19 protein-coding genes are annotated in these 21,336 nt (G+C 44.3%); 14 read left to right on the top strand and 5 right to left on the bottom strand.

Going from position 1 to position 21,336, the window contains the following annotated elements:
- Window positions 1-175: 175 nt before the first annotated feature.
- A complete protein-coding gene (locus tag ACYFDN_RS11530; RefSeq protein ID WP_406609715.1) occupies window positions 176-595 on the top strand; it encodes a 2TM domain-containing protein in 420 nt (139 codons plus the stop codon).
- 202 nt (window positions 596-797) lie between these two features.
- The gene (locus ACYFDN_RS11525) at window positions 798-1,928 is read left to right on the top strand and encodes a GGDEF domain-containing protein (RefSeq protein ID WP_483511217.1); all 1,131 of its coding nucleotides are present in this window, start codon (window positions 798-800) and stop codon (window positions 1,926-1,928) included.
- Between the two features lie 3 nt (window positions 1,929-1,931).
- Here ACYFDN_RS11525 and ACYFDN_RS11520 read toward each other — a convergent pair whose 3' ends face one another.
- Window positions 1,932-3,299 carry an alpha/beta hydrolase gene (locus tag ACYFDN_RS11520; RefSeq protein WP_483511216.1) on the bottom strand — a complete coding sequence of 456 codons (1,368 nt, stop codon included), beginning with the start codon at window positions 3,297-3,299 and terminating at the stop codon, window positions 1,932-1,934.
- A 66-nt stretch (window positions 3,300-3,365) separates the two neighbouring features.
- Window positions 3,366-4,115, bottom strand: a complete 750-nt coding sequence (locus ACYFDN_RS11515; RefSeq protein ID WP_016402340.1) for a helix-turn-helix domain-containing protein — start codon at window positions 4,113-4,115, stop codon at window positions 3,366-3,368.
- 113 nt (window positions 4,116-4,228) lie between these two features.
- On the opposite strand from ACYFDN_RS11515, the gene ACYFDN_RS11510 reads away from it, so the two are divergent.
- From ACYFDN_RS11510 to ACYFDN_RS11490, 5 genes are all read left to right on the top strand, one after another.
- Complete coding sequence (locus ACYFDN_RS11510; protein ID WP_472589364.1) at window positions 4,229-4,534, top strand: hypothetical protein; 306 nt, start codon at window positions 4,229-4,231, stop codon at window positions 4,532-4,534.
- Window positions 4,535-4,569: 35 nt separating this feature from the next.
- Window positions 4,570-4,950, top strand: coding sequence for a hypothetical protein (locus ACYFDN_RS11505; RefSeq protein WP_016402338.1), 381 nt, complete (start codon window positions 4,570-4,572; stop codon window positions 4,948-4,950).
- A gap of 29 nt (window positions 4,951-4,979) precedes the next feature.
- Window positions 4,980-5,786, top strand: coding sequence for a DUF2145 domain-containing protein (locus ACYFDN_RS11500; protein WP_483511213.1), 807 nt, complete (start codon window positions 4,980-4,982; stop codon window positions 5,784-5,786).
- Window positions 5,787-5,912: 126 nt separating this feature from the next.
- Complete coding sequence (gene yiaA, locus ACYFDN_RS11495; RefSeq protein WP_483511212.1) at window positions 5,913-6,362, top strand: inner membrane protein YiaA; 450 nt, start codon at window positions 5,913-5,915, stop codon at window positions 6,360-6,362.
- Window positions 6,363-6,508: 146 nt separating this feature from the next.
- Complete coding sequence (locus tag ACYFDN_RS11490; protein WP_483511210.1) at window positions 6,509-7,036, top strand: DinB family protein; 528 nt, start codon at window positions 6,509-6,511, stop codon at window positions 7,034-7,036.
- A gap of 61 nt (window positions 7,037-7,097) precedes the next feature.
- Here ACYFDN_RS11490 and ACYFDN_RS11485 read toward each other — a convergent pair whose 3' ends face one another.
- Window positions 7,098-9,317, bottom strand: coding sequence for a glycoside hydrolase family 3 N-terminal domain-containing protein (locus ACYFDN_RS11485; RefSeq protein WP_483511208.1), 2,220 nt, complete (start codon window positions 9,315-9,317; stop codon window positions 7,098-7,100).
- A 542-nt stretch (window positions 9,318-9,859) separates the two neighbouring features.
- On the opposite strand from ACYFDN_RS11485, the gene ACYFDN_RS11480 reads away from it, so the two are divergent.
- Window positions 9,860-11,221, top strand: a complete 1,362-nt coding sequence (locus tag ACYFDN_RS11480; protein ID WP_483511207.1) for a DUF4397 domain-containing protein — start codon at window positions 9,860-9,862, stop codon at window positions 11,219-11,221.
- Window positions 11,222-11,292: 71 nt separating this feature from the next.
- Here ACYFDN_RS11480 and ACYFDN_RS11475 read toward each other — a convergent pair whose 3' ends face one another.
- Window positions 11,293-11,532 carry a hypothetical protein gene (locus ACYFDN_RS11475; protein WP_483511206.1) on the bottom strand — a complete coding sequence of 80 codons (240 nt, stop codon included), beginning with the start codon at window positions 11,530-11,532 and terminating at the stop codon, window positions 11,293-11,295.
- 87 nt (window positions 11,533-11,619) lie between these two features.
- On the opposite strand from ACYFDN_RS11475, the gene ACYFDN_RS11470 reads away from it, so the two are divergent.
- The 5 genes from ACYFDN_RS11470 (at window position 11,620) to ACYFDN_RS11450 (ending at window position 16,779) form a co-directional block, all read left to right on the top strand.
- Window positions 11,620-12,162, top strand: coding sequence for a DUF1993 family protein (locus ACYFDN_RS11470; RefSeq protein WP_483511204.1), 543 nt, complete (start codon window positions 11,620-11,622; stop codon window positions 12,160-12,162).
- A gap of 157 nt (window positions 12,163-12,319) precedes the next feature.
- Window positions 12,320-12,757 (top strand): GNAT family N-acetyltransferase, encoded by a 438-nt coding sequence (locus ACYFDN_RS11465; RefSeq protein ID WP_483511203.1) that lies wholly within the window; start codon window positions 12,320-12,322, stop codon window positions 12,755-12,757.
- Between the two features lie 378 nt (window positions 12,758-13,135).
- A complete protein-coding gene (locus ACYFDN_RS11460; RefSeq protein ID WP_220720076.1) occupies window positions 13,136-13,540 on the top strand; it encodes a GNAT family N-acetyltransferase in 405 nt (134 codons plus the stop codon).
- Window positions 13,541-13,626: 86 nt separating this feature from the next.
- Window positions 13,627-14,091 carry a GNAT family N-acetyltransferase gene (locus tag ACYFDN_RS11455; protein WP_483511201.1) on the top strand — a complete coding sequence of 155 codons (465 nt, stop codon included), beginning with the start codon at window positions 13,627-13,629 and terminating at the stop codon, window positions 14,089-14,091.
- Window positions 14,092-14,529: 438 nt separating this feature from the next.
- Window positions 14,530-16,779 (top strand): multiheme c-type cytochrome, encoded by a 2,250-nt coding sequence (locus ACYFDN_RS11450; RefSeq protein ID WP_483511199.1) that lies wholly within the window; start codon window positions 14,530-14,532, stop codon window positions 16,777-16,779.
- Between the two features lie 50 nt (window positions 16,780-16,829).
- Here ACYFDN_RS11450 and ACYFDN_RS11445 read toward each other — a convergent pair whose 3' ends face one another.
- Window positions 16,830-18,527: a hypothetical protein gene (locus tag ACYFDN_RS11445; protein ID WP_483511198.1), complete on the bottom strand. Its 1,698-nt coding sequence runs from the start codon at window positions 18,525-18,527 to the stop codon at window positions 16,830-16,832.
- 369 nt (window positions 18,528-18,896) lie between these two features.
- Between ACYFDN_RS11445 and ACYFDN_RS11440 the strand changes: the two genes are divergently transcribed.
- Window positions 18,897-21,311: a glycoside hydrolase family 31 protein gene (locus ACYFDN_RS11440; protein ID WP_483511197.1), complete on the top strand. Its 2,415-nt coding sequence runs from the start codon at window positions 18,897-18,899 to the stop codon at window positions 21,309-21,311.
- Window positions 21,312-21,336 lie beyond the last annotated feature (25 nt).

Here is a 21,336-nt window from a genome sequence, read left to right as displayed (position 1 = left end):
TGTTTTTTTGTCTTGGTTTGTCCTGCTGAGTGACTGTTGGCAACCGCTATTTTTAGTGTCGCTTATCTTTGAATATAACCTTCTATCGGTGATTTAAACACTCGGTCGCAAAACATCGATAGGCACAAGCTGGCGCGTTATGTTTACTTAAAGTTACATGGGCTAGGACACCAACATGAACAATAGTTATTCGCCGCAACAGTTAGAACAAATTATTGCTTTGGCCTTACGCCAGCAACAAGACCAGCAAAACTTTGTTAGTGAGTCTGAACTGTTTGATATTGCTGAGCAATCTGGATTGGATGCCAAACAAACCGAAGCTGCGCTCAAGTTGTGGCAACAACAGCAGCAACAGCGACGCGCGCAATGGAAAAAACTATTAGCCTTTAAAATCCATGCGGGGAGTTATATTTCGATTAGCTGTATGTTGTTTTTGATTGATTGGCTAACCGGAGGACCATGGTGGTTTTTTTGGCCAATGTTAGGCATGGGCATTGGTTTATTTAGTCATGGCTTAGGCTTTTTAAAGGTATGGCGAAAACTTGCTCAACCCACTCAGGTAGCAGGATTATCGTTTAAAAGGTGTCGCTTTTAAGCGACGCTGCAGCGAAAAAATGAGGGTTTATAACCAAATTTGATATTTTTTCTCATTTATTGACTAGATTGTGTTCAGCCTAGTCGGTGTTTCAGTTAAGCTCCGGAATCAATTTACCAGTGGTAAGGTTTTACCAAATTTAAAGTTCAATTGTTGCTACAGTTTGAAGCAAGGGAAAAATTGAGCTATCGGAGTCAAGAGATTGTTAGAGAAACTCAAAAAGTCAGATTTGTTGCAGCCTTATAGCAAAGACAAATATCAACAGCAGCAAGAGCTGGCATTACCACAAAGCTTACGCTTGGCTTATGTGGTTAGTGCAGTGTATTTAATTTTGGGGATTTCTCACCTTCTGGTTATAGATGAGCCGACTCAGCGTTGGATTTTAGCGAGTATGGCGTTGGCCTCTAGCTTGCTTATTTATGTTAGTACTCGCTATTTACCCAAGATTATTAACCCAGCTACTACCGCGATGCATTTGGTTGTCGTGGCATTAATGCTGGCGAATTCCTTAACCCACATGGCACTCACTGAGGACATTATTCAAAGTAGTACCTTGATGTTAGTCGTTGTTGCAACTGGTGGCTTTATGATTGAACGCACCCTGTTGTTGCTGGCCCTGTTGGTGGCTGCCGCTGGATGGTCTACCTTAGTTGTGCAGATGGAACAAGACACTAACACGGTAGTGCATTTTGCCTTTGGTTTGGGCATGAGCTCGATTGTAGCGCTGATTTTGTTTAGTCACCGTGTTGGTGTATTCAACCAATTAATAAACCAGCGTAGGCAGCTAAAACATATTGCCGAGGTTGATCAGCTAAGTTTGTGTTTACGTCGTCACGCCTTTGATGAAAAAGCTGAAGCCTTGTTAGCTCAAAGTGGCCAGCGCGCCTTTTCGGTTTTGTATTGCGATTTAGATTATTTTAAGTTGCTTAACGACAGTATGGGCCATGCGATGGGAGACCAAGCCTTACGCCGCTTTGGTGAATTATTGAATACCTTGGCGAAACCCCATCAACTCGTTGTAGGGCGCATGGGAGGCGAAGAGTTTGTATTGGCAGGTTGTATGAGCGAGGAGCAGGCCAGCAATTTAGCGCAACAAATTGTGCAACATTTAGAGGACCTGCATATTGCCCACCCAGAATCCTTAAGTTCTATGTACCTTACTTGTAGCGTGGGCGTTGCCAGCTCGGCAATCGATCATGACTTTTCATCCTTGTGTAAGTACGCCGATAAAGCCTTATACATTGCCAAGCGAAGTGGCCGCAATCAATATCAGCTGCACAATCACTACCAGCTTCCGGAAGGAATGAAAATGCCCGCAGACGTGCAGGCATAGCGCTTATTGCATGAATTGCTCAATGCTGCGAAGCATTTGCTGATAATAAGGGTTGTAGCTCAAACGCTGTAAATGTGGGTATTGCGCTAAGTTATGCTCGGTTTTTTCACCTTTCACCACGCTCTTAGATTGCTTGCATTGCTGGTAGCTAGGTAAATCGGCTAAGTAATGGCTGCAATTGCGGTAGTGACCATTTTCCCCATAATGTGGGTTACTGGGTGCATTAATAGTGGCCGTGTGCGCAACGTCTTTTACTGCTGAGCAAGAGGCCGTTGTGCAACTCGGAAACTCTATCATTACCTGACTGTCTAGCGCTTCTGGAATACTGCTTTGTTCCCCATAATAAACTAGGTGATTGGCAGATTTAGCCGCGCCAGTTTGTTTGCTTTGCCATTGACCTAATAGTTCTAGAGTGGCAGCGGTGCTAATGGTTTGGTCGTGTTCGCTGGCAACAACTAGCAAGGGAATATCTGGCAGTGTATCGGCTTTAGCCAAGCGTTTGTTCATGCGTTTCATTAAGCCATGAACTTGAGCACCAGCGTTGTAGGGAAAAGACTCGTACTTAGCAAAATCAATGTCCCCTTCTTTATCTAACCATGTGCTTAACCAGCTAACATATTTTGCCATCCACGCTACGCCGCTGCTGGCTTGGGAGGCAGGAGACCACAACATCACACCTTTAATGGCTGGTTTATTGTCTGGCTGTTCCAAAAGGTGGTTAAGAATTAGCGCTCCGCCGGTAGAGAACCCGCCTAGATAAACCTGCTGATAATCTTTTGCGGTGCGCTCAATGGCATAATCAGCCGCTTGCTGCCATTGCTTATAAGTAACGTTAACTAAATCTGAAGGCGCGGTGCCATGGCCAGGAAGTAGTAGTGTTCTTACATCGTAACCTTGTTGGTAAAAATGCCAGGCTAAATCGTGAAAATGATATGGAGAATCGGTTAAGCCGTGAATGAGCAACACGGCTTTGCTGTTATCGGTGTGGCTAAGTTCAAAGGGGGCAATAAGCTGTACCACTTTTGGCATGCCTAACCACTGTTGTTGCTTGGCGAGTAACTGATAGCTTTGGCTAGATAGCGGGCAGCTCATCATTGCCCGTGGATTACGTTGAGCAATCAGGTTCTGGGCATAATCTAAATAGGCTTGGTAGCTTTGATCTTGAGAATAAGAAAAGGTAGCGGTTTTACTGGGAAGAGCTTGGCGATAGGGAGCTTGTTCAATGTATTGCTCAATTAACTCCTGCTGAGAGTTAATGTTTACACAGTTTTCAGTGAAGCCTTGTGCCATGCTCAACGAGCTAATGCCCAAGCTTACAACCCCTAGCAATAAACTAGCGGGTTTACGAAAAAGGTGGGTTAAACAAAGCATTACTCATCCTTAATATTGTGGTTCACTTATCGTGATAGATTAATAGTGTATGCCTAAGCTTTTGGCTTAACTAGCGTTTTTGTTGTCACGGGCGAGCTTTTCAAAGATTGAAATTTCCCATGGCCGCAGCGCTAACAACATGCCGGTATGGCGGCGTTTATCTAAGGGTAACGAGGCATCTTGTTGATTGAGCGTAGCGGCTTCTTTAGTTAGTTGATTAAGTTTGCGCAAAATAATCTCAATAGAGCTTTGTGAATAGTGGCCACGTAGGTAAAAGCGGAAGCTATCGTCGCCGTTAAAGCGTGAATTCATAAACTCGGCCAGTACAATTTGTTCCATGAAGCGCTCTAGCGGGCCATTCGGCAGCCAGCGAAAATCCTGAGCGATAAGTAGCTTATAGGCATTGTTTGGTAGCAGCTGGATCATTTTAAGTTTATCCAAGCGCGCCATTAAACGAATGCACTCATGTTCGCTTAAGTCATAGCGCTGAATTATCTCATCGAAGGTCCAAGAGTCTCTTACACATACCGCCACCAAAAACAGTTTATGGTCGTCGATAAGCTCTTGTTCTTGTTCACGTGTTAAGTGGGTAAGCTTTTCTTTTTCTTGGTCTGCCAGTAGAAACAAGTCAATCAGGTTGAGTTCAACAATGTGGCACATTTCCTCTAAACGCTCTAAAGAGAAACTATTGGTAGAGAACATACGCTTTACGTTGGCTTCACTCATGTTTAAGCGCTGAGCAACGTCTTTATAGGTTAAACCTTGTTGGCGAAAAACTTGTTTAAGGGTGTCGCGGATCTGCTTTAACTGGCTCATGGTATACAAATACTATACTTAGTGTTTATTCATAATAAACATAATACAGCGCCGTTTACACTGAATTTCCTGGACTTTATGGTTAATGCGAACTTAACCAGCAGGGAATTATTATGAAATTATGGAAATCAGTTTTTATCACCTCTATCGCCCTTACTAGCTTGAATGCTGTAGCTGTTGGGTCTCTCGAAAACTTAAGTCAATCTGCAAAGTATTCTGCACTGGCAGCTTCAGCTGGAGCAGCCGGTAGTGGTCAAGTTGCGGTTAGCGCGGTAGCTACTCCGGTTATGTTGGTAAGTGGTGGTGTAGCAGAAGTAAGCCGCGGTGTGGCCAGTGGCACGCAACACATTGCTGAAGAAGCCAATGTGCCGGTGCCTTTTGAAATTGGCGACGAAGTTATTGTTGGCGCTGCCCACTAATCTGCTCTTAATTGTTACAACAAAGGAATTATCAAATGAAACTATGGAAATCACTTTTTATCACCTCTATCGCCCTTACTAGCTTAAATGTTGTCGCTACCGAGTCAGGCCAGAACTTTAATCAATCAGCCAAGCATTCAGCCTTAGCCGGTTCAACAGGGCTAAAAGGCAGTGGTCAAGTAGCCGTGAGTGCTGCCACTACGCCGGTAATGTTAGTTGGTGGCTTAAGTACAAATGTTGGTAGCCAAGTTGGTAAAAGTGCCGCAGAGAGTGGTCCCGTTGGCGCTTCCGTAGCTGTTCCTGCTGCATCGGTTGCGGTGGTAGGGAGCACTGCAACAGTGAGTGCGGCAGGTATAGCAGAGAAGGCAGGAGCGCCAGTGCCTTTTGAAATCGGCGACATCATCGTTATTCAATAAGCCAAGATAATAAACATAGGGATATTTTCATGAAAACTATAAAGAAACTTATTATTGCCGCAGTTTTTACCGTAACGAGTGTTGGCAGTTACGCTGGCAGCGCGCCAGCGGAAGATGCCAAGCATCAGCCAGAAGCTATTGCTAAGTTTTCTAAAGAAGTAGAAAAATATGCTGCTAAACATCGAGCCAACGTATTTATTATTGGTCGAGTAGGTCGCCCGCAGGAAGATTTACCCAAAGGCGTGCAATTTACTCACACCGCCTTGGCCGTGTACTCGAACATTACACTCGACTCTGGCGAGACCACCAAAGGTTATGCAATTTATAACTTGTACCAAAACCAAGGGGATTTAGGCCACAGTAGCTTGGTCACCGATTATCCGGTGGACTTTTTCTGGGGAGCTCACAGCTTAAAAGCCGGCATTATTATTCCAAATAAAGAAGTACAAGCTGGCTTATTAGCGCTAGTAAACAATGGTGGTAATCATGTAGTACATAACCCAAATTACTCGGTATTGGCGAACCCGTTTGACGGACAGTTTCAAAATTGTACTGAGCACACTTTGGATATGTTGAATGCCAGCATATTTGATACCACTGACCGAGAAGAGCTGAAGTGGTTGGCTAAATCAGACTTTAACCCACAACCGATTAAGGTAAACAGTTTTAAGTTATTTATGGGCGGTTTGTTTTTAGACGAAGTGACCACCAAAGATCACGATGGTACGCCGCAAACAGCCACCTTTACTAGCATTGCGCGCTACTTAGATGAGAAGAAATTATTGGAGCACTCGGTAGTCCTTTATCAACATGATGCTTATAAGCCTTTACTGTAATTGATTGACCAAGATCTTAATAAATTCAATATGAGAACGATTATGAACCAAGTAGAAAAAGAATTAGGTTATATTAATCAATTGGATAGTAATTCTGCACCGTTAAACTTTAGGAATAATAACGATATGAAATCGCAATCTTTACCAAAACCAACCTCCGCCTTTATTGGTGCTTCATGGGCCGCGTTGATGCTAGGTGCAGGCGCTTACCTTATCGGCTTGTGGAATGCCGACATGCAGCTAAACGAAAAGGGGTACTACTTTACCTTGTTGTTATTTGGACTGTTTTCATCGGTGTCTTTACAGAAATCGGTACGTGACAAGCTAGAAGGCATTAAAGTAACTGCGATTTACTACGGCCTAAGCTGGTTCTCATTAGCTGCAGCTGTTGCGCTATTAAGTATTGGCTTATTCAACGCAACGTTAGCCTTAAGTGAAAAGGGCTTCTATGCCATGGCTTACGCCTTATGCTTGTTTGCCGCCATTGCGGTACAAAAGAATACCCGCGACATGGCTTATTTTGCAGACGAAGAACCAAGCAAAGCACTTGAAGCTGAGTTAGAAGAGGAACACTAGTTTTGAGTGACTGCTTTTAGGCGTTGTTTATCAAACCTTGAATTTGATGAACAGCGCCTAAGTCAGCATTATAGGCTTATGGACAACATTCACTGCGAACCACGAGTAAAATATTGTTTTCTTAGCTGCCATTTAAAGGAATTATAATGAGCACTGCTTTTGCGCTAATGGCGCAATACAATCAAGTAATGAATCGCCAACTATATGCTTGCGCTGCTCAACTCAACGAGCAGCAACTAAAGCAGGATAGAAAAGCGTTTTTTGGTTCTATCTTTGCCACGCTAAACCATATTTTAGTGGGCGACACCTTGTGGTTACAGCGTTTTGCTAAGCACCCCAAAGGATTTAGTAGTTTAGCGGACATAGCGGTATTACCTCGCCCTAAAGCCTTAAATGAGATTATCTATGAAGATTTCGCCAGCTTAGAGCAAGCTCGGGTTGCCATGGACATGGCGATAATAACTTTTGCAGAGCAACTAAGCCCCGAGTATTTACAGCAGGAATTAAGCTACACAAATAGCAAAGGTGAGGCGCAGAAAAAACCTTTTGAGTTGTTGGTATTGCACTTTTTTAATCATCAAACCCATCACCGTGGTCAAGTCTCAACCTTGCTCAGTCAATGTGGAATCGACCTTGGCGTGACAGATTTACTATTGCAGATCCCAGATGCTTAAAAGCCTCTCAAGCTAGCTTAAGAGGCTTTGTATTGAAGGAGTTGCGTTAACTGGCTTTGATTTACGCTACTTTAAAGTCGGCTGAGAGCAAATCTTCTGCTTTAGACGAAGGCCCTACAAATACTTTAAATGCACCAGGCTCTACCACTTTTTGTAGTTGCGCGTTGATTAAGGCTAAATCAGCAAAGGGCACGCTAAATTCCACTCGTTGCGTTTCTCCTGGTGCTAACTCTACTCGCTCAAAACCACGTAGCTGTAACACTGGAACAGTAACTGAAGCGGCGCAGTCATGAATATATAACTGCGCAATTTCTATACCTGAGCGTTGGCTAATGTTGCTGATGTTTACCGACACTTTTAATGCCTCTCCTTGGCTTAGATCCTTGTTGGCAGCTAAGCAAGGTGTACTAACGGCGAGGTCACTATAGCTAAACTCACTGTAGCTAATGCCTTCACCAAAACTAAATAGAGGCAATAAAGGCATATCAATATAACGCTCTTGGTTATTGGTGCGCTCCGATAGACGGGCGTGCCAGCCTTCATATTTGTTGTAGTAAACCGGAGATTGACCCACATGTTGCGGGAAGCTAATGGTGAGTTTACCGCTAGGGTTTAGTTCGCCAAATAGCAGTTCGCTAAGCGCTTGGCCGCCTTTCGCGCCAGGGTTAAAGGCACAAACAATGGCATCGGCGTGTTGTTTTACCCAGCCAATGGTAAGTGGTTTAGAGGCCATAAATACCACAACTAGCGGTTTGCCAGTGGCTTTAAGAGCTTCTAGCATCGCTTGTTGCTGACCACTTAAATCTAGATCGGCGCGGTCGTGAAATTCGCCATGCTGGCTAAGTGTATCGCCAACACAGGCAACGATGATGTCGCTGTTGTTGGCAGCGCTTACTGCACTGCTTATTTCTTCAAACTCAGCTTCGGCTGGTGCTGCACCGCGTACGTAGCTTAGTTCGCAACGTCCTGCATCAGAAGCGGCTTGTAAACCTTGGCGTAAGGTTATGGCGTCTTTTTGGTGGTAGCTATCATCGGCTGCGCCCGCTTGCATAGAGCCAAATGACCAATCACCCAGCTGCGCCACAACATCATCGGCGTTAGCGCCACATAATAAAATCTTAGGTTTAGAAGCATCTGATAGCGGTAAAATGCCGTTATTTTGTAATAGGGTTAGCGATTGGCGGCTGGCTTCTAGTGCTGCTTGCCAGTGTTCGGCATTACCTAATATTTGTTCTTTCTTACTTAGGTCGGTGTAGCGGAAGTCTTCAAACAAACCTAGTTCAAACTTGTATTTAAGAATACGCGATACTGCGTCGTCGATTAAGGCTATATCTAGTTCGCCATCTTTAACTAAGTCGATGGTATGTTGATAAAATGACGGCGTGGTCATGATCATGTCATTACCTGACTCAACCGCGATTTTTGCAGCATGGCGTAAGTCTTCTGCTACGCGTTGTTTGTCGTGTAGTGAACCAATGTTATCCCAATCGGTAACAATAAATCCGTCCATTCCCCACTGGTTTTTAGGCACTTCGCGCAGTAACCAACTGTTGGCACTACAAGGTACGCCATCGATTGCTTGGTAACCCACCATTAATGTGGCAACTTTGGCTTCCTTTACCGCTTTTTCAAAGGGCGGTAGGAATAATGAAAGCAGCTTACGAGGAGAGACTTCGGCCTCATAAGCGTCACGACCACCGGTGGCTTCGCCATAGGCTACATAGTGTTTGGCACAGGCCAAGATTGTATCGTGTGAAGCTAAGTTATCACCTTGGTAACCATACACAGCAGCAGCGGCTAGCTCTCCAATTAACCATGGGTCTTCACCAAAGGTTTCATTTATGCGGCCCCAGCGGCTATCACGGCCTACACACAATACTGGTGAAAAGGTCCAATGCAGGCCACAGGCGCGGGTTTCAATTGCGGTAACACGAGCCATGCTTTGACTTAGTTGTTTACTCCAAGCACAAGACAAGGCTAATTGTGTTGGAAATACCGTGCCGTTGTTCTCAAAGCAATGGCCATGAATAGCATCAATACCAAAAATAAGCGGAATACCAAGGCGAGTTTTGGCGGCACGCTGTTGTAGCTCTTCAACCATTGTGCCAGTGCAGTGCAAATAACTGCCCACATTCCAGCTCTCAAGTTTGTCGAGGTTTTCTGGCATGTTGGCGGGCAATTGCAGCATTTGGCCCACTTTTTCTTCCACGCTCATTAGCGACAACAGGTTTTCTACTCGCTCGGCTACGCTGAGCGAAGGATTGGTATACGGCTGCGACATGCGGCTGTTCCTCTAGTTAACTTCAATTTGTTGGTTACTCAGAATTTTAGTGAGTGGTTTAGCGTCACAGCTTGCTGAGTATTCATTCTATGCAGCCTATAGTAGTTAAATTGGTGGCTTATTCACCTTAAAGTAAGCGGTTTCATGAAAGTTGCTTGAGCTTTTGAGGGCTAGCTAACATTCGAGGATATCCAGAGCAATATTTCATGAACCCAACAATAAATTAGATAAGTAAAAACTTAGTTTGCTTAGGCGGAATAAATCGAGGAAAGGAGAATGATTGCTCAAGTATTTTGTTGAATCAAACAAGAAAAATATAACATTTCTGTTACAAATTTGCTTTGTGATTTTTGAGAAGAGGGTTATTTTAAAATTTAATTATTTCAATGTTTTACGGTTTATTTTGTTTGCTTGCTTCTCATTTTGTCACATCTAAGTTCTTTGTCGCCGATAAACAATCTGCGGTTTTTCTTGTGATCTTATTTTATTTCCTTGGCGTTTCAATGGCTGATACCACTACAGAGATACTTAAGGAAAAGAACATGAAACTTGCCAAATCAGGTCTACTACTCAGCTCCGCTGTATTACTCGCAGCCTGCGGTAGTGATGACGACCACATTGAAACCCCAATGTCCTCAGTTCGCGTAACCCATGCAAGCGCCGACGCTCCGATGGTAGAAGTTAAAGCCAATGGCGAAACCTTCGCTGGTCTGAGTATGGTGGATTACCGCCAAGGCAGTGCTTGGGTACCGGTAGCATCTGGCAGTTATGATATTAGCGTTGACGCCATTTTGCCTGGTGATAATGCTGAAGTGATAGCTGCAAACTTAGAGTTCTCTCCGGATATGCAATACGACATTATTGCCCTCAACTATGCGGCTTCTATTGAACCAGTAGTGCTAAGCCGTAGCGGGGACGCGGTGGATGCAGCTAGCGTGCGCCTTGATGTATTACATGGTCACCCAGATGTGGGTGGGGTGGATATCTATTTAACCACAGCAGCTGATATTACAAGCGAAGCCGCGGCAATTACTAACTTAGAATTTAAAGTTGATAGCGCAGATTTACCGGTAACCGTTCCAGCCGATACCTACCGAATTCGCATTACTGGAACCGGCAGCAAAACCGTAGTTTTTGATAGCGGCGAAGTGGCGTTAGCTGGTGGTAGCGATTTAATGTTAACAGCCGTGCCAAATAGCGACATGGGCTCAGTATCGCCAGTAAATGTGTTGTTGGCCGATGGCAGCGCTGTTTCGGTAGTGCGTGATATGGCAGAAACCAGCCATGTACGAGTGGTGCATGCAGTAGATGATGCACCGATGGTTGATGTATTGGCGAGCGGAGCTCCTGTAACTGGCTTTACCGGAATTGCTTTTAACGAAACACCATTTCGCAGCGGTGATTTAGCTGCAGCTAGCTATGATCTGAGTGTTGCCGCCAGCGCAGACAACAGCTTAGTGGTTATTGATGCCCCAGGAGTGATGTTGGATGCGGGAGCCGAAACCAGTATCTATGCTGTAGGCAAATTAAACTCGATTACTGACAGCACCATTGAACCACTGGTTATTAGTGAAGATTTACGCTCGGTAGCGCTTTACTCTAAGGTTCGCGTAGTGCATGCAAGTCCAACTGCAGGTGACTTAGGCCCAGTTGATATTCATGCTTCTGCCGATGGCAACTTTAGCGCAGACACCGTAGTGTTAGCTGGGGTTAACTTTAAAGATAATGCGGTACTTAATGTTGCGGGTGGCACCTATACCTTCGCTGTAATCCTAGCTAGCGATACGACTTACAGCCCAGCAATTGAAACCATGGCCACTATCGAGAACGGCGGTGTTTACACAGCAGTAGCCACCGATGACTTTAGTGATTTAGTGCTAAACGTAGATACTATGGCACCATAACAACATAGCTTTTTAAGTAACGAAAAAGGGCCGCCAGGCCCTTTTCTGTTTTGGCTGGTATGGTAGCGCGACTATTTAACTCGGGTGATCGTTACTAAATGAGTATGCTGAGGCACTTCTATTAAAGCACCGCGTTTTAGTCTTTCTATCTGGTTTGCGTGATGTTCGGAAAAGCCACGTTGTTGCCAGTTTTTCCCCACTAAGTCTGATTCACTGAGTGGATAAATATCTTGATGGCTTAAGCTATCGTGACGCGAAATAATCCATACTCGCTGCTGCTCTACAGTGAGGCTTGTTAGTGCGTTTTTCACCTTATTCCAAACCAACAATGCGAGTTTCACCTTGATTAATCATTTCTAAACCCGTTATAACATAGGCTTAGTTTAAGGACGAACAGCATGACAGATCCCAAATCCAATAAGCTTTATCAATTATCGGTACCACTGTTTTTGCACTATTTAAATCAGCTCGATGAATTACTTAGTGATATGCAGTTATTTGCCGAGGAACAGGGCCTAAGCGAAGCACAATTATTGGCCGCCAAACTTGCCGATGACATGTTTCCATTGGGGCAACAAATTAGCACCGCCATTGGTTTTAGTCTGCGTTGTTGCTTACCTTTAGCGGGCCAAGATATCGAAAACTTTAGCCCAGAGCTTATTTCTTATCAGAGTTTGCAGCAGCAATTGCACAGCAGTGTAAGGTGTTTGCAGCAGTTAAAAGCTGAACAATTTGAGCAAAGTACCCCGAGAAATATTTCTACTCAGGCTGGGTTTGCTAAATTATCGCTAAGCCCAAGTGAATACCTGCAACAATATATGCTGTCAAATTTCTTTTTTCACTACACGATGAGCTATGCGATTTTACGTCAGCACGGCATGCCTTTAAGTAAGCAGAATTTTGATGGCTATCATCAATACCCTGCAGGATTTAGCTTTTAAAACAGTCACTTCAAAAAATTATGAGTGATTTAGTAATTGACTAATGATTATTTCGTAAAGCGCAAGAAATACGCCTTAAAACCTTGTGTTAGCGTAATACAATCGGTAGATTATTTGAGATAAAGGCGCGCAAGAACAATCAGGGGGACATTCGTCAATGCATCCAGATTATTTTATAAGTACTAACCAAGCAGAGTTAGATATCTCGCTGATTCATAGTGTATTAACTAAGTCTTACTGGGCTAAAGGTATCCCTCGCGCTACGGTTGAGCTATCCATCGATAATTCATTGTGTTTTGCTGTTTATAACTATCAAAAACAGCAAGTTGGTTTTGCTCGGGTGATTAGCGATTACAGCACCTTCGCCTATTTAGCCGATATTTTTGTCCTAGAAGAACACCAGGGTAAGGGTTTGGCTAAGGCACTAATGCATCGCATTATGGCCCATCCTAGGCTACAGGGGATTCGCCGCTTTAAGTTAGCGACCCAAGACGCACATGGCCTTTATCAGCAGTTTGGCTTTACCGAGTTAGCCCACCCAGAAATACATATGGAGCGCTGGCAGCCAAACTTCTATTTGCTTCCTCAAAGCTAACAAATCTTATGTTGAAGTCGCCTGTTGCCGCGACTTGCCTTCAATATCTACTTTACGCTGCTTTCTGCAGCGTTTTTGTTCCTTACTACAGCCTTTAAGCTATCGAAGTTAGTTGCATTAAACCGATGTTAAACGGCAGCAGGGTACAAATCTAAATCACATTTTTAGCATAAGTGAGTATCTGGTCGATCTTGCTTATCTTTCTCTTACATGCCCTAAAGCCTTACGTTGTAAGTGTTTAGAATGAATGTTACCAAATTGTTACAAATGCCGATGGCAAAGTTACCAAACGTTACCCTGAGGGGCTTGAGGCTTGACTTATTGCTGACTAAATTTACGCCAATCAATGTGGGGTGGGTTAATGAGGGAAGGCTGAGCATGCAACAGGGATACTATGTTGGTACCAATAAAGAACAGCTCGATTTAGCACTTATTCATGAAGTGTTGGTGAGTTCCTACTGGGCGAAGGGGATTTCTAAAGGAGCGGTTAAAACGTCGATTGATAATTCCATGTGTTTTGCTGCTTTTGACCTTAAACAGCAGCAAGTAGCTTTTGCCAGAGTTGTCTCTGACTATTCAACCGTTGCTTATTTAGCCGACATCTTTGTATTGGAGGAGCATAGAGGTAAAGGCTTAGCCAAAGCCATGATGCACCGGATTATGGCTCACCCTAAATTGCAGAATGTACGCCGATTCAAACTCGCAACTAAAGATGCTCATGAGTTGTATCGTGGTTTTGGGTTTAACCAAATTTCAGATCCAAACCTTTATATGGAACGCTAAACAGCAGCGCCTTACTGTTAATTGGATTGAATTTTAAGCCTATATATTCAATGCTAATGGCTTGTTGAGTTATTAGGAAATAGTCAGTGGATATACGCTTAAACGATGTAACAGGCGAGCAAGTCATTGCATTGCTAGAAGAGCACCACCAAGACATGTTGCGCCACTCTCCAATAGAGAGTGTTCATGCATTGGATGTGAGCGGTTTGCAGGCCGAGGGCGTGAAGTTTTGGTGTGCTTGGTTGGGAGATGAGCTAGCAGGGTGTGGCGCCCTAAAGCACCTTGACGCCAAGCATGCAGAGTTAAAATCTATGCGCACTGCTAGTAAACATTTGCGTAAAGGCGTGGCTGCTGGGTTACTAAAACATATTCTCAAAGACGCCCAAGAAAGTGGTTATCAGCAACTGAGTTTAGAAACTGGCTCTATGGCCGCGTTTGCTCCAGCGTGGGCTCTTTACCAGTCTTTTGGTTTTGAGTTTTGCGGCCCTTTTGCCAACTACCAACTTGATCCTTACAGTAAGTTTATGAGCATAAGCTTGGCGTCTATCTAGGGCCTGTTGATCTTTGCTGAAGGTTTTTACAGCAATTTATTAGCCATTTAGGCAAGGCAGTGAGTGTGAAGTTAAGTGGGCTTAATAATCACTCGCTAACGCTGAATAAATGGCTAAGAAATGCTGCCCGAAGGGTTCAGATAAGCGAACTTTACTCTTCGTTGAACACTTTTCACTTAGCCCACTAGGTTTCAAAGTGTTCGCCGCGATTAAAGCCCGCTTATCTTGAATAAAATTTCAACACCAAAGATCAACAGGCCCTAGCCTTAAGCTTCTTTAAGTTATTTGTGGTTTAGCCCTTCTCTGTGACGTCATTTGTTCAAGACTTGCTACACTTTTAGTTATACCTTGCTAGATATTTGATTTGATAAGTAATTTTAGCTTGGTACTAGCAAAGTTTAATGACTGGATAATCCATAGTTTTGGAGAAGGGTAGGCATGAGGCAGGGGTTGTTTGGGCTTGTATTTGTTTGGCTAGGTGTAAGCTTATGTATATCGGCGGCTGAATATGTCGGAACCAATAACTGTATAGAGTGTCATCAAACGCAATATCAACAATGGCAGGGCTCTCATCATGACATGGCAATGCGCCATGCCGATGAGCAATCGATACTAGGCGACTTCGCTAATGCCAGCCTAGAGTTTGCAGGTGAAACCAACCGCTTCTTCCGTAAAGGTTCTGAATATTGGGTCAATATTGAGGGATCTAACGGTGAATTTTCCGATTACCAAATAACTTACACCTTTGGCTTTGAACCGCTGCAACAATACATGGTGGAATTTGCCGATGGACGAGTGCAACTCATTCCCTTTGCCTGGGACTCTAGAAGCGAGCAACAAGGTGGCCAGCGCTGGTTTCATCTATATCCTAATCAACAAAAAACAGATGAATTTTATTGGACCAATGCCGGACAGAACTGGAACTATATGTGTGCAGACTGTCATTCAACTAGTCTGCAAAAGGGCTACGACAGTAGCAGTAATACCTACAACACCACTTGGTTTGAAATCAACGTTGGCTGCGAAGCCTGTCACGGCCCTGCCAGCGACCATATCAAATGGACTCAAAGTGAAAATAAGCAAGCTGCACTAGCCAGCTTAGGCCAGTACAGTGGCTTTTCTCGTACTCTCCAAGCGGCAGTAAGTGAATGGACTTACCAAGCTGGCGAATCTACTTTGAGCGCTGCCAGCCACCAACAAAGCCAGCAACTTAAAGTCTGTGCACAGTGCCACAGCCGCCGTTTGCAAATAAGCGAAATCAATGACCACGTGGCGGGATCTTTGCTCGACCGCTATCAGCCCAGTTTGATAAGCGCCGAGCTCTATCATGATGATGGCCAGATATACGATGAAGTGTATGTTTGGGGCTCATTTCAGCAGTCAAAAATGAAGCATGCTGGAGTAAGCTGCAGCAATTGCCATAATGTGCATTCTGGACAATTGAAAATGGAAGAGCCTGCGCTGTGTGCGCAGTGTCATGTAGCTGCTGAATATACTCCCGAAAAACATAGTTTTCATCCAGCGGATATTGAAGCTGCAATGTGCAGCTCTTGTCATATGCCTGCCACTACTTACATGCAGGTAGACCCAAGGCGAGACCATAGTTGGCAAGTTCCGCGGCCCGATCTGAGTCAGGCGATTGGCACCCCAAATGTGTGTACTTCTTGCCACCAAGATAAAGACAATAATTGGGCGCTTCAATGGCTGCGGCAATGGTTTCCTAAGTCAACCTATTTAGATAATAATCATTTCTCTGAAGCATTTTTTGCTGCAGACCAAGGTTTACCCTCTGCCGAACAAACCTTGGCTTACGTGGCGCAAAACCCCTTAGAAAGCAGCATTATTCGCGCCTCTGCTCTAGAGCGACTGGCGCAGTTTCCTGGCCGTAATAGTGTGATTGCCACTGCAAAAGCTGTTAGCGGGGAGCAAGAGCTGATTCGTTTAGGGGCAGTAAGTAGTGCTCGGCATTACCCGATTGCAGAACGCTGGCGCTTATTGTCTCCTCTACTGGATGACTCAACCCTAGCAGTAAGAAGTGAAACTGCTGCCAGCTTGGTGAAAGGCTGGGCAAGTTTAACTAAGCAGCAGCAACAGCAATTAAAGCCAGCACTTAAGGAATACCAAGAGATTCAATTACTCAATGCCGACCGTGCATTTGCACTGAACAATCTAGCCGGTGTTTACCTTGCTACTGGCGAGTTTAATGAGGCGGAAGCTAGCTATTTACAAGCAATTAAAATAGAGCCTTATTTTGCCAACAGCTACGTTAATTTAGCCGATTTATATCGCCATTTAGGCAATGAAACGGCCGCATTCAATGTACTCAAGCAAGGGCGTTTGGCTCAGCCTGCCAGTGCTGCGATCACCTATAGCAGCGGTTTAAGCTTATTGAGGCAAAAAAAGGCGCAGCTAGCGGTGAGCTATTTTGCACAAGCCACAGAGCTAGAGCCAAGTAATGCTCATTATTGGTATGTTTACGGCTTATCCTTAGAAGCTTTTGATTTGGTCAAAGCGCAGCAAGTATTAAACAAAGCCTACGATACCGGACGTAATCCGCAGCATTTATTTGCCTTGTGCGAAATGAAGGTAAGGCATAAAGATAGAAAGGCACAGCTATGTATTTTGCAGTTACAAGCGGTGGTACCTGCAGAAGTCGTGCAGCGCTTGAAGGGGCAATTAAATCAATAATTTAGATGGTAAGAAAAAGGCGCTCTAAAGCGCCTTTTGGATAAAACTATCTAATTAGTTTTTCGAAATGTTGTGATGAAGCTTTTTTGGCCTTGCACAAATGCGCTAGATGTTAATACACCTTGGTCCCAGTTTTTGCCAGCGGCAACATACGTCCACTGCTCAATTTTAGGGTTTTGGCATAATTGTCCTTCAATGATTTCGTCGTCATCACACCAGCGAACAGAAGAGTTTAGTTGAGCAAGAGTTGCTTTGGTTTGTTGACCCTCATTAACGCCAAACCACCAAAATGCCATGTTAGCTAGCTCTGCGTAAGACACGGTTTCATCCATATCTTCCAATGTACATTCGCCACCTTGTTGAGTATGTAACTCTTTACCTACAACATGAATCTCACTTTCACCAAACTGGTAGTTAACTTGACCGGTTAAGCTACAGCCTGCGATGTTGGTTTCGGCTAACCAAGTACCACTAAAATCGATATAGCGCTCGCCATTGTCTACGTTTGGATTAACCAAGTAGCTGTATGAGGTAGATGTGCTTTTTCTTAGTTGATTACCTGTACTGTCAAGGGTCACTTCAATGGTTTGATCTGTGTAAATCCCTGTCGCAGTGTCGTAGCTGGTGCTATAGGTTTGTTGTTTAAGCTCACCATCGTCTTCAAATTCGCTTTCGCCTAAAGTGCTTAAGTTTGCTTGGCTACAGTCTTGTTCGTTCATACAGGCAAATAAGCCACCAAAATTAGCCACTTCTGCGTAATCTATAGTTTCATCTTCGGGGTTAACTTGGCTTGGATCTTTAACCACTAATTGGAAACCCGGTTCAATCGCAAAGTCTTCGGCAGAGTATGTGTTTGAATCAGCATTAAAACACTCTGGAGTATTGTTGTTCACGGTGAATTCACCGCCGTTTAACTCACAGGCAATGAACTCTTTCGCCCACTGCGAGCTATAACGTTGATCAGAAGAGCCTGCTTTAAGCACCAAAGAGTCTTCGGCTAGATGCAGTACTTCAGAGCTTATACCAAAGCTCGCATTTTTGAATGCCTCATCAGGAATTGTTCTATCCATGTGAACATTCTGAAATACCATTGAGTTATTGCCGTACTGGCCGGTCATAACTACTTCAGATAAACGTAAGTACTCGCCACTGCCCTTACTAAACGCATCAATCACGTCACTGTCGCCGCGCTCAATGCCATCTAGTGACTCGCTTAAATGCGCTGCTGCTTCTTGTTCTGATACCCACTCGCTAGCGCTTACTTCTTCTAGCAACGCATCTGCAGAATCTAGGTTGTTTAGCTTCACTTGCTTGAGCGCAATTAAGGTATTGCTGTCGGCTGCTGGCTTTGCAATATCTTCTGGAATAACAATGCTGCCAGTACTCGCATCATCTAATGATTGCAGTATTCGCGCTAAGTTCATTGCAGAACCAGTATCGGCGGTTACTTCAAAGGGAGAAACAACGCTACGATAAGAGCTGTTACCGATGAACATGCCGTTCTCGCCGCCCAAGTAAAACGACACTACATCGTCGGGTTTAACCTCAAAGGTACCTTCAGCGTTGGTGTAGCCACTTAATCCACTGGGCGCCGCTTTATAGAATAATCCTTCTACGGCGGCGTCAATAAAAGTGCCGCTTACTGGGTCTGTACTTGGTGGGGTTTCATTGCCGCTTTCACTTCCACCGCAAGCGCTTAACACTAACGATACTAAGGCTGTGCTGCCTAGTACTGCGAATTTGTTCATAATGCTTTCAATCCTTTACATTTTTATGACAGCTATTGCTGTTATTTTGAGAGGGGAATGTGTTTTATTTAGCTCTTAAAGTAAAACTATATTTTTATCAACAAGCTCTATAAAAGATGGTAGCTATGTAAAATTGCAGAGTATTTGCTCTGCTAGTTTTTCGCTGTTAAAATATTATGCTGTTTGGTGTGAATTGTTTTGGCTTGCCGAAGGCGTCAGTGACGAAGGTTTCAAGGCTGTTTTTGATGGTAATTAAAGTCCTTAATTTGCTAAGTCACATTTTTACAAGATGCTGATTAATTTAGTTATTAATGAATTTGTTTACTGGTAAGGTTTGCTAGTTATTAGGCCTTTATTGAAGGAACAAATATGAAGACGGGCTTACACCTTTCGGCGAAACTAGCTGCTGCTTTTGTGTTGTCGATAACTAGTGCTATTTCTCAGGCTGCAGAGGCAGTTTGGCAAAGTAAAGTGTTAGATGAGCACACTGTTATTCTCTCGGTTGGCGATGCCACACTTAGCCAGTTTGAGCCAAGCTTAATGTTAGCGGCTTCGAAAATCGATACCCAGACTTTATCAGCTATTGTCGATCCCGCTTCCAGCCCTTGGTACAAAATCTCTCCTGAGCAAAACGGTCGCTGTTTATCTTTAAGTGACGCTGCGCATTCTAAACAAATACTTAGTCATTTATGTATCGAGTCGCTAAAGAGTGGTCGCTGGAAGTTAAGCTTAAGTGAAGGTGGTATTCAACAGATTTACGGCCTTGGTCAGCAGCACAATACTCAAGGTAATGCCGACGGCGATTGGATAGGGCGCAAGCGTATTCCGGGCAACCGCATGGGCAATGCTATGGTGTATCAAGGTGAGGGTGCGGTAGGCAATACCCAAATTCCGATTATGTATTTATTGGGCGAGGGCAAACAAAACTTAGCCTTGTTTTTTGATCACGTTCAGCCCTTGGTATTTGATTTCACAAAAGCGCCATATTCTATCCAAGGCAAGGGTAAGCGAGCGCGAATCATCCTGATCGCCGGTGAAAACCTAGCTGATTTACGCTCTCGTTACTTAGCGTTGACCGGCAAGCCGCCGGTTCCGCCAAAAGCTATGTTTGGCTTGTGGTTGTCGGAATACGGTTTTGATAATTGGCAAGAACTAGACAGTAAACTCGCTAGCTTACATAAAGCACAATTTCCGCTTTCGGGTGTAGTGCTCGATCTGCAGTGGTTTGGCGGAATTAAAGAAAACTCTAAACATACTCAAATGGGCTCACTTACTTGGGACGAAAAAAACTTTCCCAATCATCAGCAAAAAATAGCTGAGTTAAAGCAGCGCGGTATTGGTGTAATGGCTATTGAAGAGCCTTATATTGGTGGTGAACTTAATGAGTACTATTCACTGGCTCACGCAGGCGCATTAGCCCGCAGTTGCGCGCCGCCTTGCATGGAGCCCGCTTATATAAAAGATAATCCATGGTGGGGTAAGGGCGGCATGCTGGATTTCTCCAGTGAGAAAGGTGCAGCCTTTTGGCATGACTATCGCCGTGAAGCACTAATTGATGACGGCGTGATTGCCCATTGGACCGATTTAGGTGAGCCCGAGCTCTATTACCGTAAAGCTTGGTATGCTGGGGTGAATATTGATGGCGAACTAAAACATGACCATCAAAGTGTACATAATTTGTATAACCTATTGTGGAGTCGCAGTATTTATCAAGGTTATCAACGCAATCAGCGCCAGCAGCGCCCGTTCATCATGAGCCGCTCTGGTACAGCTGGCAGCCAAGCCTATGGCGTAGCGATGTGGTCGGGCGATATAGGGGTTAATTTAGCTAACTTACGTAGCCACTTTAATGCGCAAATGCACATGAGTTTGTCGGGCATTGATTATTTTGGTTCAGACATTGGCGGCTTTCATGGCACCCCTTGGGATGAGCAATATACTCAATGGTTTGCCGCGGCGTTATTCACTGATTTACCGGTAAGGCCGCATACCCAAAACCTGTGTAACTGCAAAGAAACCGCGCCAGATAGAATTGGCGATACCGCTAGCAACTTGTTCAACGTTAAACAGCGTTATGCCTTAAATCCATACTATTACACCCTTGCACATAGAGCGTGGCGCGAAGGAAAAGCCGTTGTTGCCCCTTTAGTTTATGCTTATCAAGAAGACCCGCAAGCAAGAACTAATGGTTCGATGAAGTTGGTTGGGGATGCACTATTGGTAGCCTTGGAAGCTGCGGATAAGGCTAAACAAAGCTCGGTTTATCTACCCAAAGGACAATGGTTTGATTACCGCACCAAGCAAATGCTTAACAGTAGCGGTGAACAACTACAACAGCCTTTATATATTGATGAAATATACCGCTTACCATTGTTTGTTAAAGCGGGCCATATAGTGCCGCGACAAGTTGAGGATGAAGCAACGCTAGATTTGCTGGTGGTGCTGGATGATAGTGGTCAAGCCAAAGGCCAGTTAATTGAAGATGACGGTTTAACTATCGCTTATCAACAGCAAGCAATTCAGGAAACTCAGTTTAGTGCTGAACTTACTGATAGCTTACGAGTACGCATTCACCCAGCCAAAGGGCAGTATCAAGATGCTCCAAGTGTAAAGTCTTATCAGCTAGAGTTAGCTAACCTAGTTAAAAGCAAAACAATAAAGGCCGCTTATTTTAATGGTCAGGCTATTGAGTTAGGCAAGCAAACCGCAAGTGGTTTTCTATTGCCCGCTCAGCAAGTAGATGTTCGCCAAGGTGGCGAATGGTTGCTTGAGTTTAATGAGTAATTGGTGGCGCTAAAAAGATAATAAG

Source organism: Agarivorans sp. D1326, from assembly GCF_056958115.1.
This window is presented reverse-complemented; position numbering and strand designations above follow the sequence as displayed.

Bases quoted from the DNA above. Each gene is read 5' to 3' on its own strand.
- ACYFDN_RS11530 (WP_406609715.1), top strand. From the start codon at position 176: ATGAACAATAGTTATTCGCCGCAACAGTTAGAACAAATTATTGCTTTG.
- ACYFDN_RS11520 (WP_483511216.1), bottom strand. From the start codon at position 3,299: ATGCTTTGTTTAACCCACCTTTTTCGTAAACCCGCTAGTTTATTGCTA.
- ACYFDN_RS11515 (WP_016402340.1), bottom strand. From the start codon at position 4,115: ATGAGCCAGTTAAAGCAGATCCGCGACACCCTTAAACAAGTTTTTCGC.
- ACYFDN_RS11510 (WP_472589364.1), top strand. From the start codon at position 4,229: ATGAAATTATGGAAATCAGTTTTTATCACCTCTATCGCCCTTACTAGC.
- ACYFDN_RS11505 (WP_016402338.1), top strand. From the start codon at position 4,570: ATGAAACTATGGAAATCACTTTTTATCACCTCTATCGCCCTTACTAGC.
- ACYFDN_RS11500 (WP_483511213.1), top strand. From the start codon at position 4,980: ATGAAAACTATAAAGAAACTTATTATTGCCGCAGTTTTTACCGTAACG.
- yiaA (WP_483511212.1), top strand. From the start codon at position 5,913: ATGAAATCGCAATCTTTACCAAAACCAACCTCCGCCTTTATTGGTGCT.
- ACYFDN_RS11490 (WP_483511210.1), top strand. From the start codon at position 6,509: ATGAGCACTGCTTTTGCGCTAATGGCGCAATACAATCAAGTAATGAAT.
- ACYFDN_RS11485 (WP_483511208.1), bottom strand. From the start codon at position 9,317: ATGTCGCAGCCGTATACCAATCCTTCGCTCAGCGTAGCCGAGCGAGTA.
- ACYFDN_RS11480 (WP_483511207.1), top strand. From the start codon at position 9,860: ATGAAACTTGCCAAATCAGGTCTACTACTCAGCTCCGCTGTATTACTC.
- ACYFDN_RS11470 (WP_483511204.1), top strand. From the start codon at position 11,620: ATGACAGATCCCAAATCCAATAAGCTTTATCAATTATCGGTACCACTG.
- ACYFDN_RS11465 (WP_483511203.1), top strand. From the start codon at position 12,320: ATGCATCCAGATTATTTTATAAGTACTAACCAAGCAGAGTTAGATATC.
- ACYFDN_RS11460 (WP_220720076.1), top strand. From the start codon at position 13,136: ATGCAACAGGGATACTATGTTGGTACCAATAAAGAACAGCTCGATTTA.
- ACYFDN_RS11450 (WP_483511199.1), top strand. From the start codon at position 14,530: ATGAGGCAGGGGTTGTTTGGGCTTGTATTTGTTTGGCTAGGTGTAAGC.
- ACYFDN_RS11445 (WP_483511198.1), bottom strand. From the start codon at position 18,527: ATGAACAAATTCGCAGTACTAGGCAGCACAGCCTTAGTATCGTTAGTG.
- ACYFDN_RS11440 (WP_483511197.1), top strand. From the start codon at position 18,897: ATGAAGACGGGCTTACACCTTTCGGCGAAACTAGCTGCTGCTTTTGTG.